The organism is Salidesulfovibrio onnuriiensis (genome assembly GCF_008001235.1).
Taxonomy (GTDB): domain Bacteria; phylum Desulfobacterota; class Desulfovibrionia; order Desulfovibrionales; family Desulfovibrionaceae; genus Pseudodesulfovibrio; species Pseudodesulfovibrio onnuriiensis.
This window is the reverse complement of the sequence record NZ_CP040751.1, coordinates 1,600,131-1,620,681: the sequence shown is the minus strand read 5'-3', so window position 1 is coordinate 1,620,681 and position 20,551 is coordinate 1,600,131. Positions and strand designations below refer to the sequence as shown.

Annotated in this window: 15 protein-coding genes; 9 read left to right on the top strand and 6 right to left on the bottom strand. The window is 60.2% G+C overall.

What is annotated here, in order from left to right; translation table 11 throughout:
* The first annotated feature begins 150 nt into the window (after nucleotides 1-150).
* Nucleotides 151-1,455 (top strand): protein kinase domain-containing protein, encoded by a 1,305-nt coding sequence (locus tag FGL65_RS07395; RefSeq protein ID WP_147820583.1) that lies wholly within the window; start codon nucleotides 151-153, stop codon nucleotides 1,453-1,455.
* Nucleotides 1,456-1,501: 46 nt separating this feature from the next.
* Here the strand turns inward: FGL65_RS07395 and FGL65_RS07390 are convergent, their stop codons facing one another.
* Together FGL65_RS07390 and FGL65_RS07385 are read right to left on the bottom strand one after the other, a co-directional pair.
* The gene (locus FGL65_RS07390) at nucleotides 1,502-1,828 is read right to left on the bottom strand and encodes a thioredoxin domain-containing protein (RefSeq protein WP_147820582.1); all 327 of its coding nucleotides are present in this window, start codon (nucleotides 1,826-1,828) and stop codon (nucleotides 1,502-1,504) included.
* A 319-nt stretch (nucleotides 1,829-2,147) separates the two neighbouring features.
* Nucleotides 2,148-4,991 (bottom strand): sigma 54-interacting transcriptional regulator, encoded by a 2,844-nt coding sequence (locus FGL65_RS07385; RefSeq protein WP_187170577.1) that lies wholly within the window; start codon nucleotides 4,989-4,991, stop codon nucleotides 2,148-2,150.
* A 187-nt stretch (nucleotides 4,992-5,178) separates the two neighbouring features.
* On the opposite strand from FGL65_RS07385, the gene FGL65_RS07380 reads away from it, so the two are divergent.
* The 5 genes from FGL65_RS07380 to FGL65_RS07360 all read left to right on the top strand — a co-directional run bounded on the left by FGL65_RS07380 (nucleotide 5,179) and on the right by FGL65_RS07360 (nucleotide 10,955).
* Nucleotides 5,179-5,421, top strand: a complete 243-nt coding sequence (locus FGL65_RS07380) for a hypothetical protein (RefSeq protein ID WP_147820580.1) — start codon at nucleotides 5,179-5,181, stop codon at nucleotides 5,419-5,421.
* A 176-nt stretch (nucleotides 5,422-5,597) separates the two neighbouring features.
* Complete coding sequence (locus FGL65_RS07375; protein ID WP_147820579.1) at nucleotides 5,598-5,984, top strand: response regulator; 387 nt, start codon at nucleotides 5,598-5,600, stop codon at nucleotides 5,982-5,984.
* A gap of 161 nt (nucleotides 5,985-6,145) precedes the next feature.
* Nucleotides 6,146-7,399, top strand: a complete 1,254-nt coding sequence (locus FGL65_RS07370) for a glycosyltransferase (RefSeq protein ID WP_147820578.1) — start codon at nucleotides 6,146-6,148, stop codon at nucleotides 7,397-7,399.
* A 71-nt stretch (nucleotides 7,400-7,470) separates the two neighbouring features.
* Nucleotides 7,471-8,043 carry a peptidylprolyl isomerase gene (locus tag FGL65_RS07365; RefSeq protein WP_222705807.1) on the top strand — a complete coding sequence of 191 codons (573 nt, stop codon included), beginning with the start codon at nucleotides 7,471-7,473 and terminating at the stop codon, nucleotides 8,041-8,043.
* A 167-nt stretch (nucleotides 8,044-8,210) separates the two neighbouring features.
* Nucleotides 8,211-10,955, top strand: coding sequence for a DEAD/DEAH box helicase family protein (locus FGL65_RS07360; protein WP_147820576.1), 2,745 nt, complete (start codon nucleotides 8,211-8,213; stop codon nucleotides 10,953-10,955).
* 48 nt (nucleotides 10,956-11,003) lie between these two features.
* Here FGL65_RS07360 and FGL65_RS07355 read toward each other — a convergent pair whose 3' ends face one another.
* The 4 genes from FGL65_RS07355 to FGL65_RS07340 form a co-directional block, all read right to left on the bottom strand.
* Nucleotides 11,004-12,728, bottom strand: a complete 1,725-nt coding sequence (locus FGL65_RS07355) for an AMP-binding protein (protein WP_147820574.1) — start codon at nucleotides 12,726-12,728, stop codon at nucleotides 11,004-11,006.
* A gap of 101 nt (nucleotides 12,729-12,829) precedes the next feature.
* The gene (locus FGL65_RS07350; protein ID WP_147820572.1) at nucleotides 12,830-13,519 is read right to left on the bottom strand and encodes an aspartate/glutamate racemase family protein; all 690 of its coding nucleotides are present in this window, start codon (nucleotides 13,517-13,519) and stop codon (nucleotides 12,830-12,832) included.
* Between the two features lie 194 nt (nucleotides 13,520-13,713).
* Entirely contained in the window at nucleotides 13,714-14,040 is a 327-nt protein-coding gene (locus FGL65_RS07345; RefSeq protein WP_147820570.1) for an AzlD domain-containing protein, read from the bottom strand.
* Complete coding sequence (locus FGL65_RS07340) at nucleotides 14,025-14,744, bottom strand: AzlC family ABC transporter permease (RefSeq protein WP_250645597.1); 720 nt, start codon at nucleotides 14,742-14,744, stop codon at nucleotides 14,025-14,027. Before FGL65_RS07340 ends, FGL65_RS07345 begins: the two co-directional genes overlap by 16 nt.
* A 232-nt stretch (nucleotides 14,745-14,976) precedes the next feature.
* Here FGL65_RS07340 and FGL65_RS07335 point away from each other — a divergent pair, with 232 nt between their 5' ends.
* The 3 genes from FGL65_RS07335 to FGL65_RS07325 all read left to right on the top strand — a co-directional run bounded on the left by FGL65_RS07335 (nucleotide 14,977) and on the right by FGL65_RS07325 (nucleotide 20,467).
* Complete coding sequence (locus tag FGL65_RS07335) at nucleotides 14,977-16,413, top strand: aminotransferase-like domain-containing protein (protein ID WP_147820568.1); 1,437 nt, start codon at nucleotides 14,977-14,979, stop codon at nucleotides 16,411-16,413.
* Nucleotides 16,414-16,554: 141 nt separating this feature from the next.
* Entirely contained in the window at nucleotides 16,555-18,366 is a 1,812-nt protein-coding gene (locus FGL65_RS07330) for a methyl-accepting chemotaxis protein (RefSeq protein WP_147820565.1), read from the top strand.
* A 289-nt stretch (nucleotides 18,367-18,655) separates the two neighbouring features.
* Nucleotides 18,656-20,467 (top strand): methyl-accepting chemotaxis protein, encoded by a 1,812-nt coding sequence (locus tag FGL65_RS07325; protein WP_147820563.1) that lies wholly within the window; start codon nucleotides 18,656-18,658, stop codon nucleotides 20,465-20,467.
* The last annotated feature ends 84 nt before the right edge of the window (nucleotides 20,468-20,551 follow it).

Below are 20,551 nucleotides of genomic sequence, written 5' to 3'. Positions count from 1 at the left end.
CGCGAATACCGGGAGCCCGACGTGGAAAGCCAGCCCGGTTTCTAGCGGCCGGGATCGCACGGGTTCGTCCACCCGGCGGGTGCGTGGCGCATTTATAATAATTGTCCACGCTCCCCATATTGCTTGTACTGCCCGCAAGGGGGAGCGCCTATGTGGGCCCGTATAGAGGAAATGGCCATCCGCCGGGAGGTCCCCGACGCCCTGCGTCAGGGAAGCCTGATCCGAGGATTCGTGGTGGGACACCGCCTGCCGCCCATCCCGGGCAACCGCCGTTACCAGGCCACCCGGGAATGGCGGACGTTCGAGCTGCGGCAGTTCTACGACGTGCGCACCCCGGCCTTTCTGGCCTGGCAGCACCAGGCCCGCTACGCCCACCTTCCCGAGCACCCGTCCTTTGTGCGCGCCTGCGCAGAATGGGAGGGCGGAGTCATCCTTCCCAACCCCAGGCTCCCCAGTCTTGGCGAACACCTGGCCCGCCATCCACTCGCAATGAACGAAGCCCTTGACCTGGCGTACAAGCTGGCCGCGCTGCTGGGCGTCCTGCACCGGGACGGAACCGCGCACCTGAACCTGGGGCCGGAAAGCGTGCTCTGCGATCCCCGCGACAACACCCCGCTCCTGCGCCATTTCGGCCAGTCCCTGCGCAGCGAATGGCAAGATATCTGGGGAGGCTGCGAACGTCCGGCCCTGGATTGGCGCTATGTTCCGCCCGACTTCATCGCGGGCCAGGGTCGGGAGCCGGCCACGGACGTATACTCCTTCGGCGGCCTGCTCCAATATCTGCTCACCGGCCGCCACCCCAGCCGGTTGCGGCGCTGGGCCGGGCCCCTTCCCCTGGCGCATAAATTCCTGAACATCCTCGCCCCCGCCATCTCCGCGCCGCCGGATGTCCTGGCCCTCATGGAAGCCTGCCTGGACTCCCGGGCGGCCAACAGGCCCGGCATGGCCGAGGTGCGGACCGAGCTGGCGAACCATGCGCGCACGCCGTTCGATCCGGAGCCGGATACGCCCATTCCGCAGAGCATCCCCCGGGAACCGAAGCAGCGCGTCATGGTCTTCATCAAGCCGGACCGCAATGCGCCCTCCCTGTTTGAGGAAGCCATTTCCCAGGCCCGTTCGCAGCAGGCGGCCCTGCTCTTCGTCAGCCTCATCCCCATCCAACTGGCCTATGGCGAGATGGAGCAATTCAAGGCGCACCTGTTCCGCACCCTGGCAAACGGCCTGCGCCAGTGCCGGGAGCACAATCTGCTCTGGGGACTCAAACTGCTGGAAAACGTGGATTCGGAACGGGCCGCGGCAGGGCTGCTGCACCAATACGGACCTGACCGGATTCTCTGCGGGGCTCCGAAATCCAAGGGGATGCTGGCAAAATTCAGAAAGGATCTGGTGGACACGCTCAGGCAGGCGCACTGCCCGGTCCTGGAAATCGCCGCACGCGATTCCCGGCAGGCATAAAAACAATCAAAATCTTTCTATTTCAATCCATTGCAACTGACGTTGATCAATCCTTCCGCTTCAAGCTGCGACGAAGAAAGCTGTCCAGCATGTCGTCGTCCGAACAGCCCATGAGACGATCCACCTCCCAACCGTCCTGGAACAGAAGGTAGGTGGGCGTGCCGCTGACAAAATGCTGCCGCATGCCTGTTTCCAGAAAACCGTCACTGTACAGATAGCAGTCCACGCTGCGGGCGTAGCGGCGTTCCGCACGGTCCAGAAGCTCCAACTGCTCCCGCTGCCGCTGGCCCTGCTTCAGAAAGGCCACAAGCATCGGCTTGGTGGAGGAAACGACCTCCTTGACCATGTCCTGGGGGGTGATGGACTTGACCATGGTAAAACCCTCTTTTTGAAGGTACACACCCCAGTCTTTCCAAATACTGTGCCTCACAGGGCGAAACCAGACCTCGGGAGGAGGGTTTTCGCGCAAATCACCCGCCATTGCTGTCAAATGAATCCATTATTATTTCAGCTCATTACAAATGAACACGTGAGCAATGCGCTCATGTGTTTAGATTTTTTCTAACAAACCATGCGATATCAGGAGGTTATAAGAACAGAAGCCCAGTGTCGCAGACCGAACATTGCGACATGCATGCGACATGTATGCGACACAAATCGCGAACATGCGACAATTGTCGCAAAGACGGTTGCTACTCGATCTCGAACTGTTCCATCTTGCGGTACAGGGTGGCCCTGTGGATGCCCAGCAGCTTGGCGGCCTTGGCCTTGTTGCCGCCGGCGCTGGCCAGCGCATCCAGTATCTGTTCCCGCCCGGCCTTGGCCGGAACGGCATTGCGCACGTGCTGCACCCGAGGTTTGGTGCGCAATTCCACCACAAGGTCGCTGCGGATGTGATTGATGCCGATGCGCCCCTCCGGGGCCAGGATGCAGGCATGCTCCATGATGTGCTTGAACTCGCGCACGTTGCCGGGCCAGGAATGGCGCATGAACAGGTCCAGCACATCCGCGCCGACCCCGGAGATGTTCTTCTTGAAGGAGGAACAGAACATCTGGAGGAAATGATCCACCAGCAGGGGGATATCCCCGTCACGCTCTCGCAGGGGCGGCAGGTTCACGGGCATGACGTTGAGCCTGTAATAGAGATCCTCGCGGAAGGTGCCCTCGCGCACCTTGCGAAGCAGGTCCACGTTGGTGGCCGCAATGATGCGCACATCGGCCTTGCGGGTCTTGGAATCCCCCACCCGTTCGTACTCCTTCAGTTCCAGAAACCGAAGCAGCTTGAGCTGCAGGAGCGGGGAAATGTCGCCGATCTCGTCCAGGAACAGGGTGCCGCCCTGGGCGGCCTCGATGCGCCCCACCTTGTCGCGCACCGCTCCGGTGAACGCGCCGCGCACATGGCCGAACAGTTCGCTCTCCAGCAGGCTCTCGGAAAGGGCCGAGCAGTTGACCTTGACGATGGGGCGGCTGGCCCTCGGCCCGCCGTAATGCAGGGCGTCGGCCACCAGTTCCTTGCCCGTGCCGGATTCGCCGGTGATGAGCACCGTGGAGTCCAGGGGCGAAAGCTGTTCCAGCAGATGGTAGACCGCCTGCATCTTTTCGCTCTTGCCCACGATGCCCCGGAATCCGTGCCGTTCCTGCAGACGCTTTTCCAGGTGGGCGATGCGGGTGATGTCCTTGATGACCAGCACCGCACCGGAAAACCGCTTGTGCTCGTCAATGAGCGGGGAGCAGTTGAGTTCGACCATCCGCTCCGTGTCGCCGCGGCAGGCGCACTGGGCCTCGTACCCACGCACGGGCTTGCGCGTGCGCAGGACCTGTTCGAGTACGCTGACGCAGGGGTTTTCCTCGCAATGCATGACTTCCCGCAGCTGCCGCCCCGTGGCGGTCTCGCGCTCGATGTTGCATATGGGCGTCACCGCGCTGTTGGTGGCGATGACGTGCATGTCGCTGTCCACGGTGATGATGGCGTCCGGGATGCTGCGAAAGGTGGCCTCTAGATTGAGCCGCAGTTGCTCCTTTTCCTGGTTGGCCTTGATAAGCGCCACCTCGGCTTCCTTGCGGTCGGTCACGTCGCGGCCCACGCCCTGGAATTCCTTAAGGATTCCCTTGTGGTCGAAAATGGCCCGGTGGATCCAGCGCATCCAGCGCACGGCCCCGTCGTAGCGCAGGTTGCGCTGCTCCACGGCCATGACCGGATGTTCGGGCGTCACCTTGATGATCCACTGCCGCATGGTTTCGCGTTCGTCCGGAACAATGCGGGTCAGGCAGGACGTGCCCAGGACGGCCTCCTCGTCGCCGCCGAAAAAGATGGTATAGGCAGGATTCACGAAGGTCAGCCGCCCTTCGATGTCAAAGCGGCAGATGAGTTCGGTCTGGTCCTCCACCACGGCCCGGTAAAGCAGGGCGCCCTCGCGCAGGGCCTCCTGCACCACGCGGCGGTTGGAGACGTCGCGGATGAACACCGTGGCCACGGCCTCGCCCCCGAGCATGAAGTGGCTCAGGGACGCCTCAATGGGAAATTCCTCGCCGCTCTTGCGCCTGTGCTGGCGCAAGGGAACGAACTCCACGCCGTTGCTCAGGACCGCGCGGGTCTTTTCCGCTTCGGCCGAAAGATCCACAAAGGTCAGCCCCAGCATTTCGCCCTTGGTGTAACCGTACAGGCGCAGGGCCGCGTCGTTGCTGTCCAGGATGCGCCCGTCCGAGCGCCGAACCATGAGGATCGCGTCGCGGGCCGCCTCGTACACGCTGCGGTAGCGCTGTTCGTTTTCGATGAGTTCCTGCTCGGAGCGTTTCTGGGCGGTCATGTCCCGGGACATGAGGGCAAAACCGGCAATGACGCCGTCGCGCAGCACGGGCTTGACCGAAGTTTCATAAATGGCCCCGGAACGCCGCTCCTCCACGGTACGGCTTTCCCGGGCCGCGCGCACCTCGTCGATGGCCGCGCGCAGCGGCGCCGCCACATCCTCGGAGAGCAGCTCGAAATAGGGCTTGCCCAGCAGGGACGCGGTGGAGCTTCCGAGCAGGGCCGCTGCGGTCTTGTTGATGTCGCCGATGCGCAGGCCGCTGCCCAGGATGACCACGGGCATGTCGCACCCGTCGATCATGTTGCGGAAAAGTTCCTTGTGCCCTTCCAGCCGGTGTTCCAGGACACGGGTTTCCCGTCTGGTCCGGGAACACTCCACGGCCCGGTAGGCCAGGCTGATGAGCTGGGCCCTGTCCACGGGTTTGCGCAGGAAGCCGAAGGCCCCCAAAGGCAGGGATTCCAGCGCTTTTTCCACGGAATCCTGATCCACCAGCAGCAGGAAGGGAGAGGCATAGCCGCGTTCCTGGGCGATCTGCAGCAGCCCGCCATGGGCCCCGGGAACGGCCATGTCCTCGGCAAGGCACACGTCGACCTCCCTTGCGGCCAGCGCCTCCAGGGCGAAATCCGGTCGTGAGACCTCCAGCACCTCGTACCCCTGAAGCTCGAGGATGTCCCTCAGCAATCTTCGGATATCCGTGTCCTGATCGAAAACGAGAAATCTGGCTGCCACTCGATCGCTCCTGCTCGTCGTGGGGAAATTCGCGGCTGCCGGACCCGCTCCCGGCAGCCTGTGCAAACATACTCGAATACTGCACAAAATCATAGCCCAAGAAAAGGCCGACCCCGTATTCCTTGACATATGGCGTGGTTTATTGTCCTATGCAATAGGGCAAATTTATCCAACAAGGAGAGGCATCATGTCACAGTTCAAGGAAAGCGATCTTCCGCTGGAATTTCATCATGGGGAACTTCTCACCCTGAGTGACGGCACCACGGTACGGTTCGAGTCCAACGGCGAAGCCAAGGACATCATGCTCAACGACGGTTTCGCCCCCGCGGCGACACTTTTCCCGGGCAACGAATTCTGTTTCGAGGCCCACGGCGACCGTTTCTGCATGACCTGCACCTTCGAGGACTCCGTAACCATTGCAAAATCCTAAAACCCACCAGCCAAGGGCCCGAAACGGGCCCTTTTTTCATACCTTTCAAACATTCTAACGTCAGCCTTCTTTACCTAATTCATCCACAATGCTACGTTTCCTGTCATACAACCACAGATAGCAATACGCCCAGTGCATACGGACATTTTCACCCGGGCAAGGGACGGAGGGACTTCATGGCCAAGGTTCTCATAGCGGAAGACGACAGGATATCGCAGAAACTCGCAGTAAAGATTGTCGAGGAGATGGGACACACCGCGTTTGTCAGCCCCAACGGCAAACATGCCTATGAGGCGCTCATGGCCGGCAACGACTTCTCCATGCTGCTCACGGACATCATGATGCCGGAAATGGACGGACGCCAGCTCATCCAGACCCTGCGCGGCGACCAGCAGTTCATGAAGCTGCCCATCGTGATCATGTCTGCCGTGGTGGGCATCAGCGAAATCTCCAACCTGCTGGAACTCGGGGCCACCCTGTTCCTGGCAAAACCCCTGGACCGCAAGGAACTACAGGAATACATCCGCCGCTGCATCCACGGCGCGCCGAACAACGGAGACTAGGCCGGACGACAGCCATGCGCTCCCGCCGCATGCCAGGCCTGGCTATTCCCCGGAAATCATGGCAAAAAAACTCAGACGACTCAGGACCGGAAGCATGCCCCCGCCCGGGGCGTGTTTTTCCATTGGGCTCTTCCCTTTACCACGGGACAATGAACTGATTCATGCGCATCCTGTTCACGCACAAGAACTTCCCGGCCCAGTTCCGGCACATGGCCGAACACCTGGGCAAGGACCCGAACAACGAAATAATCTTCGCCACCACCAACCCGCGCCTGGAATGGGACATCCCGGGCGTGAAAAAGGCGGTCTTCACCCAGAGCCCGGCCAGCGGGCAGGCGCTTTCCCCCATGCAGCAGACCCACGACGAGGCCGTGCGCTACGGGACCGGACTCCTGGCCGCCTGCCGCAACCTCAAAAAGCAGGGATTCGAGCCCGACATCGTGGTGGGCCATTCGGGCTGGGGCCAGACCCTGTTTTTGCGCGACATCTTTCCCCGGGCTCCGTTCCTGGCCTATTACGAATGGTACTACAACGCGGACGGCCCGGAGATCACCTTTGACGGCCGGGAGCGCAGCGATTCGGAAAAGGCCCTGATCCGCATGCGCAACACCGCCATCCTGCACGACCTAACCTCCTGCGCCGGAGGCATCAGCCCCACCCTGTGGCAGAAGAGCCAGTTCCCGCAGGAATTCAGGCACAAGATCGCCCAGATCCACGACGGCATCAACACGAACTACTTCGCGCCCGCGCCAGAAATGGCCCTGCCCGATCTCCCGAGAGTGGATCTTTCCGGGGCCACCGAGCTGCTGACCTACTGCTCGCGGGGGCTGGAGCCCTACCGGGGCTTCCCGCAGTTCTACCGGGCCCTGCCGCACATCCTCAGGGAGCGGCCCGGGTGTCACGTGCTCATCGTGGGCGAGGACCGCATCTGCTACAGCCCCCGGCTGCCCAACGGCCAAACCTACAAGCAGAAGCTGACCGGCGAGGTGCAGGTGGACGAAAGCCGGGTGCACTTCACCGGCCCCCTGCCCTACGGCCAATACAAGCAGGTGCTCCAGGCCTCGAGCGTCCACGTCTACCTGACCTGGCCCTTTGTGCTCTCCTGGTCCTTTCTGGAGGCCATGTCCTGCGGCTGTCTCATCGTGGGCTCGGACACGGCCCCGGTGCGCGAGGTGCTGGCCCACGGGTACAACGGCCTGCTCACGGATTTCCATTCCCACGAACAGATCGCCAGGGACGTGGTGGCCACGCTCAAGAGCCGGGAAAAGCTCAAGGCCCTGCGCACTCGGGCGCGCCAGACCATCGTGGACCGCTACTGCCTGACCAGAACCCTGCCCAGGCAGCTCGACCTGCTGCGCAAGGTAGCCGAGGCCGGCCCCCGCGCCCGCATCAACGTGGAGCAAAAAGGGAAGTAGCACATGCTTGCCTCTCCGGTTTTTGGCGGGTATGAGAGACGAGCTTTCCATAATCAAGACGAGGTACGACAATGAAAAAGCTTACGATATTCGCACTTTGCACGATGCTTTTCCTGGCCTTTGCCGCAACCGGCGTCCTGGCCGGGGATAGCAAGGAACAACCCAAGGACCTGGAAAACACCCTGTACATGGACCTGGACAACGGCCGCGTGGTCATTGAGATGCGCCCGGACCTGGCTCCCAAGCATGTGGAGCGCATCAAGGAACTGGTGCGCCAGGGCTTCTATGACGGGCTGACCTTCCACCGGGTCATCGAGGGCTTCATGGTCCAGACCGGCGACCCCAAGGGCGACGGCACGGGCGGCTCCGGCAAGAAACTCAAGTCCGAATTCAACAATCACCGCCACTATCGCGGAGTATGCTCCATGGCCCGCGCCGCGGACATCAACAGCGCGGACAGCCAGTTCTTCATCATGCTCGGCAAGGCCCCGCACCTGGACCGCCAGTACACGGTCTGGGGCAAGGTCACCTCGGGCATGGAATATGTGGACATGATCAAGAAGGGCGACCCGGCCCGCAACGGCATGGTCGTGAACCCGGACAAGATCATCCGCATCCGTGTGGCTGCGGATGTGCAGGAATAGGCGAAGGCAGACAGAAAGCCCCCGCATCTTCGGAAGCGGGGGCTTTTTTGTGCCCGGATTCAATCCCCCATCCACACAGGTATGCCCCTGCTGCTCTTGCTATTCCCAACCGCATACATTACCCAAAATTCTTCACAACAATTCCACCTCCATAAAGAGGAAAACAAATGCCGTTTCAGGACCTCAGCTTTCAGGCTACATGGCGCGAATACCAGGCGCGGGTGCTTGGAGAACTGGAAGAACATCTTGATGACAACAATCTGCACATCGTTGCAGCACCGGGATCTGGCAAGACAGTCCTCGGGCTGGAGGTCATGCGCAGACTCAACCAGCCGACCCTGATCATCGCACCGAGCCTGGCCATCCGCGACCAGTGGATACAGCGTCTCAAATCCATGTTCGTCCCGAAACATTGCCTGCCTGTGGATTGGATATCCACGGACGTCACCAAACCGGAGCGGCTCACGGTCATCACCTACCAAGCATTGCACACCGCCTTCAGGGGAAGCAACGGCGAGGATGACCATGAGGCGGAGCCAAAAAGCAAGGCCTCTGCCCTTGCCAAGGCCGCCACGATCATCAACCGCCTGAAACAGTGCAAAATCAAGACGCTGATTCTGGACGAGGCGCACCACCTGCGCAACGAATGGTGGAAAGCGCTTACCCACCTCAAGGGAGAACTTAGCGATCCCACAGTGGTGTCCCTGACGGCCACCCCGCCCTACGACGTCACCAGCTCTGAATGGGACCGCTACGAAGAACTCTGCGGCGCCATCGACTCGGAAATTTCCGTTCCAGAACTGATCAAACGCGGTGACCTATGCCCGCACCAGGATTATGTGCATTTTTCTCTTCCTGACGAGTTGACAGGAAAAGCTCTTCAGCAATTCAACCATGCTGTGGATTCCTTTGAAGAGGAGCTTAAAAATAATGATGAGTTCATCCAGATGCTCCTCGCCCACTCCTGGTACCAGAACCCCAGCAAACACATTGAAGAGATCCTGCGGGAGCCACGTCACTATACGGCCATACTTGTCTTCCTCAATGCCACCGGTGTCACCATCCCCCATAAGAACATAGAAATTCTGGGCATCGACAAAGCTTCATTCCCATCACTCAGTACCGAATGGCTGGCCAATCTCTTGGAAGCAGTTCTGGTCAAAGTCGATGGCTGGTGCATGGAAAAGTATGATTTAAGAAGGAACATAGAAAAGAAGCTTAGAAAAATCGGTGGAATGAACGGCAATTCAATCTGCCTCTTCAACCCACCTAAGATGAAAAAGCTGTTGGCCAAAAGCACCAGCAAACTCAACAGTATTCTTGAAGTAACGAGAGCAGAAACAAAAAACATGGGGGACGAACTTCGTCTCGTCATCCTGGCTGATTATATTCGCAAGGAACATTTTCCAAGTAGCGAAAAAAAACAAGGCTCCATACCAGCTCTCGGAGTGGTGCCCATTTTCGAAAAGCTGCGAAATAACAATATCCCGGGACTCAAGCCTTGCATCCTTACCGGCAGTTTGGTTGTCATTCCTACCGATGCAGGACAATTGCTTACAGCCAAGGCATTGCAAATGGGACTGGATGAAACGGCCTTTTCCATAAAGCCCACGGCCTTTGACGAACGTTTTGCAAAAATAACTGCACAAGGTAAAGCGGCAAACCGCATGGTTCATCTTGTCACAGAACTCTTCAACACTGGATCAATCAATACCATAGTCGGTACCCAGGCGCTGTTGGGAGAAGGCTGGGATGCCCCATCCCTCAACACCCTCATACTTGCCACTTATGTAGGTTCTTACATGCTTTCCAATCAGATGCGGGGCCGCGCAATACGCACCAACCCGAAGAGCAGGACCAAAGTCGCCAACATCTGGCACATGGCAACCTTGGACTTGATAAACCATCAACAGCACATAGCCACGATTGAACGGATTGCCCCCTTGTATGGGCTGGACCCAACCGAGTTGGGACTTAACGAGCTAGGAGAAGACTTCAAGAACCTGAGACGCCGTTTCACGGCTTTTGAAGGCCCCAGCTACGAACCGCCCCACGTGATAGTCAACGGAGTAGAACGTTTGGGAATCGATAAAATTCAATGGGATAAACCATCAATCCAATCATTCAATGAACAGAGCCTAGACTTGGCCATGCAACGCTCTCGCTTACCCGACGAATGGGACACTGCCCTGGTGGGCAATAGTGAAAAACCAAAGCTGAGAGAGGCAGTCAGGTCAAGTCATGTCCCCAGGGTTTATGGCTTCCATGACTTTGTCATAGCCTTTTTCCTGGCCGCCGGGATACTGACCCTAAGACTTTATGGAGAAATGAACGAGGCAATTTGGCGCGGCATTCCAGTCGAGACGGCACATTTCATTTTCGGATTCACACTGCTGTTTCCTGGCTACTACGCACTGAAGGGAACCATCCGTTATTTCCGGACAAAGTCCATTAAAAACAACATGGAATACATGGGGGCCGCCATCTTGGATACCCTCGTGGCTTTAAGAAAACTACAAACAAACCCAAGGCGAATAACAATCACAACGGTGCAGGAAAGCACAGATTCCGTCTATTGCTACCTTCGAGGAGGCACCAAGTATGAAAAATGCCTCTTTTACGGCTGCCTGGAAGAACTGCTTGGTCCCATTACCAACAATCGTTTTCTACTGAAACGAATATACAAAGTAAGCAACCCATTCAGCATCCCCTATCTCCCTGTCCCGAGCTTATTCGGGAAAAAAGAAAGGTATGCCCAAATCTTCTTCGAGAAATGGAGAGCCAGGGTGGAAAAAGTTAAGCTCATCAACACTTGGACTCAAGAAGGGAGAAGAATACTGCTCAAGGCCAGAGGAAGCGACATAACCCAGTTTGGCCAAGAAAAGACCAAACGGATCTCCATCTGGGAATAGGCAGACACAGAGCGAAAAAAAGACGGCCCCATGTGGAGCCGCCTTTGTCTATCTCACTCTGTTCTCTTCCTCGTCAATGTAGAGGAACCGCTTGATCTTGTGCGTGGGCGTCTTCTCGAAGGGCTCCACCTGCTCGATGATCCTGGCCAGCCTGGAGAAGGACGACACCTTGCCGTTGACCTTCTTCTTGATGTCCTCGAGCAGCTGCTCGACCTTTTCCCGGGCCTTGGTCTCGGTCATCTTGCGGGTGTTGTATTTTTCATCGAAACTCTCGTAGTCCAGGTGCACCCTGGCCACCATCTTGCCCTCCTGCCTGAAGACCAGACATTCCAGCACATGGTCGCACTCGCTCAGGATGGCCTCGATCTCCTCGGGGTAAATGTTCTCCCCGCTGGGGCCGATGATCACGTTCTTGAGCCGGCCGCGCAGGAAGATGTAGCCGTCCCCGTCCATGTAGCCCAGGTCGCCGGTACGCAGATAGCCGTCCTCGGTGAACACCTCTTCGGTGACCTTGGGGGCCTTGTAATAGCCCTGCATGACGTTGGGCCCCTTGACCAGGATCTCCCCTTCCCCGGTTTCCGGGTCCGGCTTCTCTATCTTCACGTCCACGCCCGGGATGGGGTACCCGGCGGCGCGATACTTGGTCATTTCCGGCGTGGAACCGGACACCAGGGGCGAGGTCTCGGTCATGCCGTAGCCGATGGCGTACGGGATGCCCGCATTGCGCAGGAAAAGCTCCACCTCGGGGGACAGGAAGGCCCCGCCGATGGGAATGCACTTGATGTTGCCTCCAAAGGCCTCCATGAGCTTCTTGCCCGCCACCTGCTGCAGCTTTTTCTTGGCCGCGCCGATCTTCATGAGATTGCGGCCGATGCCCGACCCGGCCAGCTTGGGCAGGATGCGGTTCTTGTAAATTTTCTCGATGATCAGGGGAACGATGAGCAGGTAGGTGGGCTTCACCTTTTCCATGGCCGGAAGCAGGGTCCTGGGCGTGGGCGGCTTGGGCAGGTAAAAGACCGAAGCGCCACGCAGCACCGGGATGACCAGCCCCAGGGTGCATTCGTAGGTATGGGCCAGGGGCAGCACGGAAAGCAGCCGGTCCTCCTGCGTGACATTGACGATGTTGGCCGTGGACTCGGCGTCGAAGACCACGTTGCGGTGGGTCAGGATCACGCCCTTGGAATGCCCGGTGGTGCCCGAGGTGTAAAGGATCACGGCCGTGTCGTCCGGGCCTGTCTCATGGGACTCGCTCTTCTTCATGAGCTTCATGACCTTGTCCTTGACCTGCTCGTAGCGGGAGCGGGCATGGGCCATGGCTTCCTTGAAGCTCTGCCGGAGGTCGTCCTTATGGCCGAGCACGGTGAAGTCGTCCAGCACGATGGTGGTGTGCAGGTCGTCGCTGTCCGCCTCCTCCACCTTGTGCATGAAGCGGTTGGTGGCGAACACGGCAACGGATTCGCTGTGGCGCAGGATGTGATGCACCGCGGTGTCGTGGAATTCCTGCAGAATGGGAACGGCCACGGCGCCCATGGAGGTGATGGCGAAATAGGCCACGCCCCAGTTGGGCATGTTCTCGCCGATGAGGGCCACGCGGTCGCCGGGCAGGACGCCCCGGTCCTGCAGCAGCATGGATACGTCCTTGACCAGTTCATGGAACCGGGCATAGGTGGTCTGCTCGCCGTCCACAAAGCTCAAAGCCGGACGGTCGGCATACAGTTCCACGCTTCGCTCGAGCGCGGCCTTCAGGGTCGGGATCTCCAGGGTACTACTCACAAACAGCCTCCTCAAAATGATCTGCACGGCCCGAACCAGCCGTGGACAGCACCCTGTATCATCTCGGAGGAGGAGGTCAAGTGTTACTCCCCGGTCCGGCGCTAGCCGAGGGCGGCCTCCACTGCGGCCCCGGCATGGATCACGGCCGTGTCGAACAGGGGCAGATCCGTGTCGTCCGGTCCCACCAGCAGGCCGATCTCGGTGCAGCCCAGCACCACGCCCTGCGCCCCCCGCCGCCGGAGGTCATTGATGATCCGCAGGTATTCGGCGCGGGATTCATCGGTGATCACTCCCTTGACCAGCTCGTCGAAAATGATGGCGTGCACCCGGTCGCGGTCCTCCTTTTCCGGCACCAGGGTCTCGATGCCGTGCCCGGCCAGCCGGTCGCGCAGGAAGCCGTCCTCCATGGTGAAGGCCGTGCCCAGCAGCCCCACCGAGGAAAGGCCATCGGCCTTGACCGCCTCCGCCGTGGCGTCGCCGATGTGGATGAGCGGGATATTCACGCTCCCGGCCACGACATCGGCCATCTTGTGCATGGTGTTGGTGCAGATGAGCAGCAGGTCGGCCCCGGCGGCCTCCACGCGGCGCGCGCCGTCGGACAGCTTCTCGCCGATCCGGTCCCACTGCCCGGCCCGCATGCAGTCCACGTATTCGTTGAAATCGACGCTGAACATGGCGATCTCGGCGCAGTGCCAGCCGCCCAGGCGCTCGCCCACGCCCCGGTTCACAAGCTGATAGTAGGTGACTGTGGATTCCCAGCTCATGCCTCCCAACAGACCGATGGTCTTCATAACAACTCCTTGTTTCGTCCGTAGTATTCCAAAAAAATGTTCTTGTCCGAAAAGGATAATCCCCGGCAATGAGGGGCCGGGGATTATAGGTATGCAGGTGGGTTGCGGTCGCCTTCCGCCAGGTTTGCGGCCGCGCCTTCCGTTTTGTTGAGGAGAGGAAAGCCTGAAATACAGAACCGCCTGCGTGTTGCCGGTTACATCAAAAAGTACCGTGCCCCGGCCACGATGGCCATGCCCAGGGCAATGGTGCCGAAAAAGCTGCGGGTCCAGACCGCCAGCACGAACGCGGGCACCCCGGCCCAGAGAAAGAGGTTGCCGCCGTCCAGGGCCAGCTCGCCGCCCGGCGATACAATGGCCGGGACCAGCATGGCCGAGAGCACGGCCGTGGGCACGAAGGAAAGCCAGCGCACCACGGATTCGGGCATGGACCTCGACGCCAGCACCAGCATGGGGGCCACGCGCGGAATGTAGGTCACCGCGCACATGCCCAGGATGATGAAAAAGACTACCTGTTGTTCCACGCCATCACTCCCGCGCCAAGGGTTGCACCGAGAACCGTCGCCAGAATCACGCTCCACTGCTCGAAACCGGCCTGGAGCAGGACCACCGAGACCAGCCCGGAAAAACCGGCCACCAGCCAGTGCAGCCCGTTCTTGGCCTGCATGGCCAACAGGGCGATGAACATGGCCGGGAGCACGAAATCCATGCCCAGGGGCTCCACGTCCGGTATGCCGCTGCCCGCCAGGGCCCCGGCAAAGGAGGCCGCCACCCAGACCGAATGGGCCAGCAGGTTGATGCAGAAGGTCAGCCGCCTGTCCATGTCGCCTTCGCTGAACCGGGCGGAATGCAGGGCGAATGTCTCGTCGGTCATCTCAAAGGAGAACGCGGCCAGTTCCGAAAGCTTCCATTTCTTCAGGTACGGCGTCAGGGCCGCGGACATGAGCAGGTGCCGCAGGTTGACGATGAAGGTGGCCGCAATGATGCTCATGGCCGAAGCGCCCACCGCGAACATGGCCACGGCGATGAGCTGCGAGGACCCCGCATACACGAACACGGACATGAGCACCGTGTTCCATACGGAAAGGCCGCTCTTCTGGGCCAGCACGCCATAGGCCAGCCCCACCGGGATGTAGCCCATGGCCAGGGGCGCGAACCTGCGCGCCGCCTCCAGCCAGACCGAAGCCTGTTTTCGTTCAATGACTTTTTCCATTTCCTCTCTATCCATGTTCTCCTCCGGACCATTCCGGAAGATTCTCCCTATCGTGGATTGCAGTAAACCCCATTATCTGTCATCGGTACAGATACAGTTATTCAGAATTTCAACCATAACAGATTGTCATCATGCACACTGGCCGCTCCCCCATAAAGGCAGCCACGGCCGGAAAGCATGAGGCAAGACCCGAGGGCCTGCCTGTTGCGCGGCAACAAGGCAAAGGCGCCGGGGGGAGCAGCCGGACATGGGCGTATTGGAACAGGACAACTTCCGTTACCAGACGGTCGAAAAGCATCTTCTGGGCATGATCGACTCGGGCGCGCTGAACATGGGCGACAAGCTGCCATCCCTGCGCGGGATGAGCCGCGACCTGGGGGTGAGCATCAGCACCGTGAACCAGGCCTACGTGGAGCTGGAGGGCAAGGGGATCATCGAATCCCGGCCCCGTTCCGGCTTTTTCGTGCGCCGAAGCGCTCCACGCATGCCCACGCCGGACACGGTCTGCGAGACCACGGACGAGGCCCGCCCCGTGACCCGCAGCGGACTCATCCGCACGGTGCTGGAGGCGGTGGGCGACAAGGAGATGGTGCCCCTGAACGTGTTCGAGCCCACTGCGGACCTGCTGCCGGTCAAGGAAATGAGCCGGGTCATGTCCCAGGTCATGCGCGAGCACCCCGAAGACGCCCTGGAATACGACATCATCCCGGGCAACGCCGAGCTGCGCAGGCAGATCGCCATGCTGCACATGGAAACCGGCTGCCCGGTGCGACCGGACGACATGATCATCACCATCGGCTGCTTCGAGGCCCTGTACATCGCCCTGCGCGCCACCACCCGGGCCGGGGACACCGTGCTCATCCAGGCCCCCACCTACTATTGCTTCCTGCACCTGCTGGAAAACCTGGGCCTGCGCGTGGTGGAAATCCCCTCCCACATCGACCGGGGCGTGGACCCGGCGGACCTGGCCTCGGCCCTGCGCCGGTTCGACATCAAGGCCTGCATCTTCTCGCCCAACTACAACAACCCGGATTCGAGCTGCACGCCGGACAGCGCCAAACGCGAAATCGTAAACATGCTGGGCGGCCTGGACATCCCCATCATCGAGGACGACGTATCCACCACCCTGCACTTCGGCCCCAAGCGCCCCACCACCATGAAGCAGTACGACGAAAAGGGACTGGTCCTGCTCTGCTCGTCCTTTTCCAAAACCCTGTGCCCAGGATACCGCGTGGGCTGGATCCTGCCCGGCCGGTTCATGGAACGGGCCATGGAGGTCAAGTACACCACCAACGTGTGCACCCCCACCCCCACCCAGCGGGCCGTGGCCGAATACCTGCGCCAGGGCCGGTATCCCCGCCAGCTCAAAAAGCTGCGGCGCACCATAGAGAGCCAGATGGACACCATGCTGCGCCACATCGGCGATTCCTTCCCCAGGGGAACCCGCGTCACCCACCCGCAGGGCGGAGGCGTGCTCTGGCTGGAGCTGCCCGGCAACGTGGATTCCGTGGACCTGTTTTTCGCGGCCCGGGAAAACGGCATCAACATCGCGCCAGGCTCCATCTTCTCCACCCAGGACAAGTTCGGCAGCCACATCCGCCTGAGCTGTACCAGCCTGTGGAACGACTCCATCAAGAACGCGCTGGAGACCGTGGGCGGACTGGCTCGTTCGCTGCAAAAATAATCTCCCCTCGGCAAAAGGAAAATATAACGTATGAATGTATTATAATCATTGTAACGCGCGGAGAAAACGCTATATTTCCCCCTAATAAGCACTGAATTTAGGCAATGGTGTCCATAGTCATTAAAATTCGCGGGGGAATTCATGTTCAACAATCTTTCCATACGGTTCCGTATTTTCGGTCTTCTGGGCCTCATGCTGGCCTGTCTGATCGTGGCCGTGCTCATGCTGGTCAGGACAATGGACACCATCGGGGCCTACTCCCTGAACGAGACCCAGACCATCATGATGGACCTGCAGAAGGCCAAGCTGCAGGTGGCGGTTTCCTCCATGGCCAAATCATTTGCCGCCCTGCTCGACGGCCTGCCCGAAGAGCAGCAGGTCGCGGAATTCCGCAAAGCGCTCACCGGCAACCTCTATGAGGAAGACAAGTCGGGCTATTATTTCGTCTACACCGGCACCGTGGCCGTGGCCCACCCGGTCCGCCCCGACCGCAACGGCAATGATTTCAAGGACGCCAAGGACCAGAACGGCGTCTACTTCGTCCAGGACCTGTTCAAGCAGGCCGAGGCCGGCGGTGGATTTGTTTCCTATGTCTATCCCAAGGGCGACAAGGGGCTGGTGCCCAAGCTCAGCTACGCAATGATGATCCCCGGAACCAAGTACTGGATCGGCACGGGCATCTATATCGACAACATCGATGAGGCCAAGGCGACCATATCCTCCCACATCAACGGCATCGTCACCAACGAAACCCTGACCCAGACCGGCGTCATCGGCGGCATCCTGCTGATCATCGTCCTGCCCCTGGGCATCTTCATCATCACCTCCATCACCCGCCCCCTGAACGAAACCATGCAAGCCGCAGAGGACGTGGCCCACGGCAACCTGGACGTGCAGCTCACTCCCAAGGGCAAAAACGAGGTCTCGCTCATGCAGCGTTCCCTCAACTCCATGGTTTCCACGCTCAAGGACAACATCAAGGGCATCGAGGCCAAGGAGGCCGAGGCCAACAAGCAGGCCGAGGCCGCCCAGGAAGCACTGCAGAAGGCCGAGGAGGCCATGGCCAAGGCCGAAGTGGCCACCAGGGAAGGCATGCTCACCGCAGCGGGCCGCCTGGAGGGCGTGGTCAACCACATCAACGTGGCCACGGGCGACATTGCCCGGCGCAGCGAGGACATCCGCCGGGGAACGGACGTGCAGATGGAACGCATCAACGAGGCGGCCACGGCCATGGAAGAGATGAACGCAACCGTGCTGGAAGTGGCCCGCAACGCGGGCGACGCGGCCGACCATTCCGACCAGTCCCGGGCAAAGGCACTGGAGGGCGCGGACCTGGTCTCCGACACGGTGGAGGCCATGGCCAACATGCAGAAGCTGACCATGGAGCTCCGGGAGAACATGCATAAGCTCGGGGCCCAGTCCGAGGCCATCGGCCAGGTCATGAACGTGATCAACGACATTGCGGACCAGACCAACCTGCTGGCGCTCAACGCGGCCATCGAGGCAGCCCGCGCGGGCGAGGCCGGACGAGGCTTCGCGGTGGTGGCCGACGAAGTGCGCAAGCTGGCCGAAAAGACCATGGGCGCAACCAAGGAAGTGGGCGACAACATCCAGGGCATCCAGCATCTGGCCCAGCTCAACGTGGACGGCATGGACAAGGCCGTGGAAGCCATCAACAGCGCCACGGAAATCTCCAACGAATCCGGGGCAAAGCTCCAGGAAATCGTGCGCATGGCCCAGGACGCCGCAGCACAGGTGCAGTCCATCGCCGCAGCGGCCGAGGAGCAGTCCGCCGCATCCGAACAGATCACCCGCAGCGTGGACGAGATCAACAACATCGCCAAGGAAAACACGGACCGCGTCAACCAGTCCGACCGGGACATTCAAGGCCTGGCCGACCAGGCGCGGGAGCTCTCCCAGCTGGTCGAGGATCTCAAAGCCGAAGGCAAGTGATAGACCACATGTGAAACGAAAAGGCCGTTCCTCCGGGACGGCCTTTTTTTGTTCCGCGAACCTCGAATCCATCCGCATGCGGCGCGGGCACTACACCGCCCCGGTTTTGCTCCTCAGTAAAAAAATACCGCCCCCCTTTACTTCGTCACATTTTCCTATACACTATATTGCATACATTTACGAACAGACACACGGATTTGAAAACGGCTCTCGCATTCATTGACCACCTTGCGCAATGCATTGTGGGCTTTGTCTGTGTTCCTATTCATGCTCAATCACGGAGTGTCACATGTTCAAAAATCTTTCCATCCGCTACCGCATCTTCGGTCTCTTGAGTCTTGTCCTCGGCTGTTTGGTCATGGCCGTGCTCATGCTGCTCAGCACCATGGGCGCCATCGGGCATTTTTCCACCGGCGAACTGCAAAAAAATATGCTTGAGCTGGAAAAGGCCAAAATACAAATCGCCACCCACGCCATGGCCATCTCGCTCGGCGACCTCCTGGCGGGACTGGACGAGGACCAAAAGGTCGAGGCCATCCGGACAGCCGTCAAAAACATCCGCTACGAGCAGGACCATTCCGGCTACTTCTTCGCCAACAAGGGCACCACCACCGTGGCCCACCCCACCAAGCCCTCGCTGCACGGCAAGGACATCCAGGGCGCAACGGACAAGAACGGCGTCTTTTTCATCAAGGAGCTGGACAGGCTGGCGCATGGGGGCGGCGGCTTCGTCTCGTACATCTATCCCAAGCCGGAAAAGGGGGACCAGCCCAAGCTGGGATACGCGGAAATGATCCCCGGCAGTGATTTCTGGATCGGAACCGGCATCTACATCGACAACATCGATGCCGCCAAGGCGGCCGTTTCCGGGCAGATCGACGACATCGTCAAGCATGAGACCCTGAGCCGAACCGGCGTCATCGCCGCCATCCTCGCCCTGATCGTTCTGCCCATGAGCATCTACATCATCAGCACCATCACCAAACCCTTGCGGAAAACCATGGAGGCTGCGGACGAGGTCGCTCACGGCAATCTCGACATCGCCCTGGACCCGCAGGGACGAAACGAGATCGCCCAGATGCAGGAATCCCTGGGGACCATGGTCATGACCCTCAAGGACAACATCGCGGGCATAGAGGCCAAGGAAGCCGAGGCCAACAAACAGGCCGAAGCCGCCCAAAAGGCCTTGCAAAAGGCCGAGGAAGCAATGGCCAGGGCCGAGATCGCCACCAGGGAGGGCATGCTCACGGCGGCGGACAGGCTGGAGGGGGTCGTCACCCACATCAACGTGGCCACAGGCGACATTGCTGGGCGCAGCGAGGAAATCCGCTCGGGAACCGACGTGCAGATGGAACGCATCAACGAGGCGGCCACGGCCATGGAGGAGATGAACGCCACCGTGCTGGAAGTGGCCCGCAACGCGGGCGACGCGGCCCAACAGTCCGACCAGTCCCGCGCCAGGGCCCTGGAGGGGGCGGAACTGGTCTGCGAAACCGTGGAGGCCATGTCCGACCTACAGGAACTGACCATGGAACTGCGGCAGAACATGCACAAGCTCGGGGCCCAGTCCGAGGCCATCGGCCAGGTCATGAACGTGATCAACGACATTGCGGACCAGACAAACCTGCTGGCGCTCAACGCGGCCATCGAGGCGGCCCGCGCGGGCGATGCAGGGCGCGGATTCGCGGTGGTGGCCGACGAGGTGCGCAAACTGGCCGAAAAGACCATGGGCGCAACCAAGGAGGTGGGCGACAACATCCAGAGCATCCAGCATCTGGCCCAGCTCAATGTGAGCGGCATGGACAAGGCCGTGGAGGCCATCAACGGCGCAACGGACATATCCCATACCTCCGGCGACAAGCTGACCGAGATCGTCAACATGACCCAGGAGGCGGCCGCACAGGTGCAGTCCATTGCCGCGGCAGCGGAACAGCAGTCCGCCGCATCCGAACAGATCACCCGCAGCGTGGACGAGATCAACGCCATCGCCCAGGACAACACGGACCGCGTCAACCGCTCGGACAAGGACATCCAGGGACTGGCCGACCAGGCCCGGGTGCTCTCCCAATTGGTGCAGGACCTCAAGGCCGAAAGCCGCTAATGATCAGGAAAACAAAAGGGGCATTCTCCTGGAATGCCCCTTTTGTTTTCCGCTCGCACCAATGCATTCCCATACGGCCGAGCA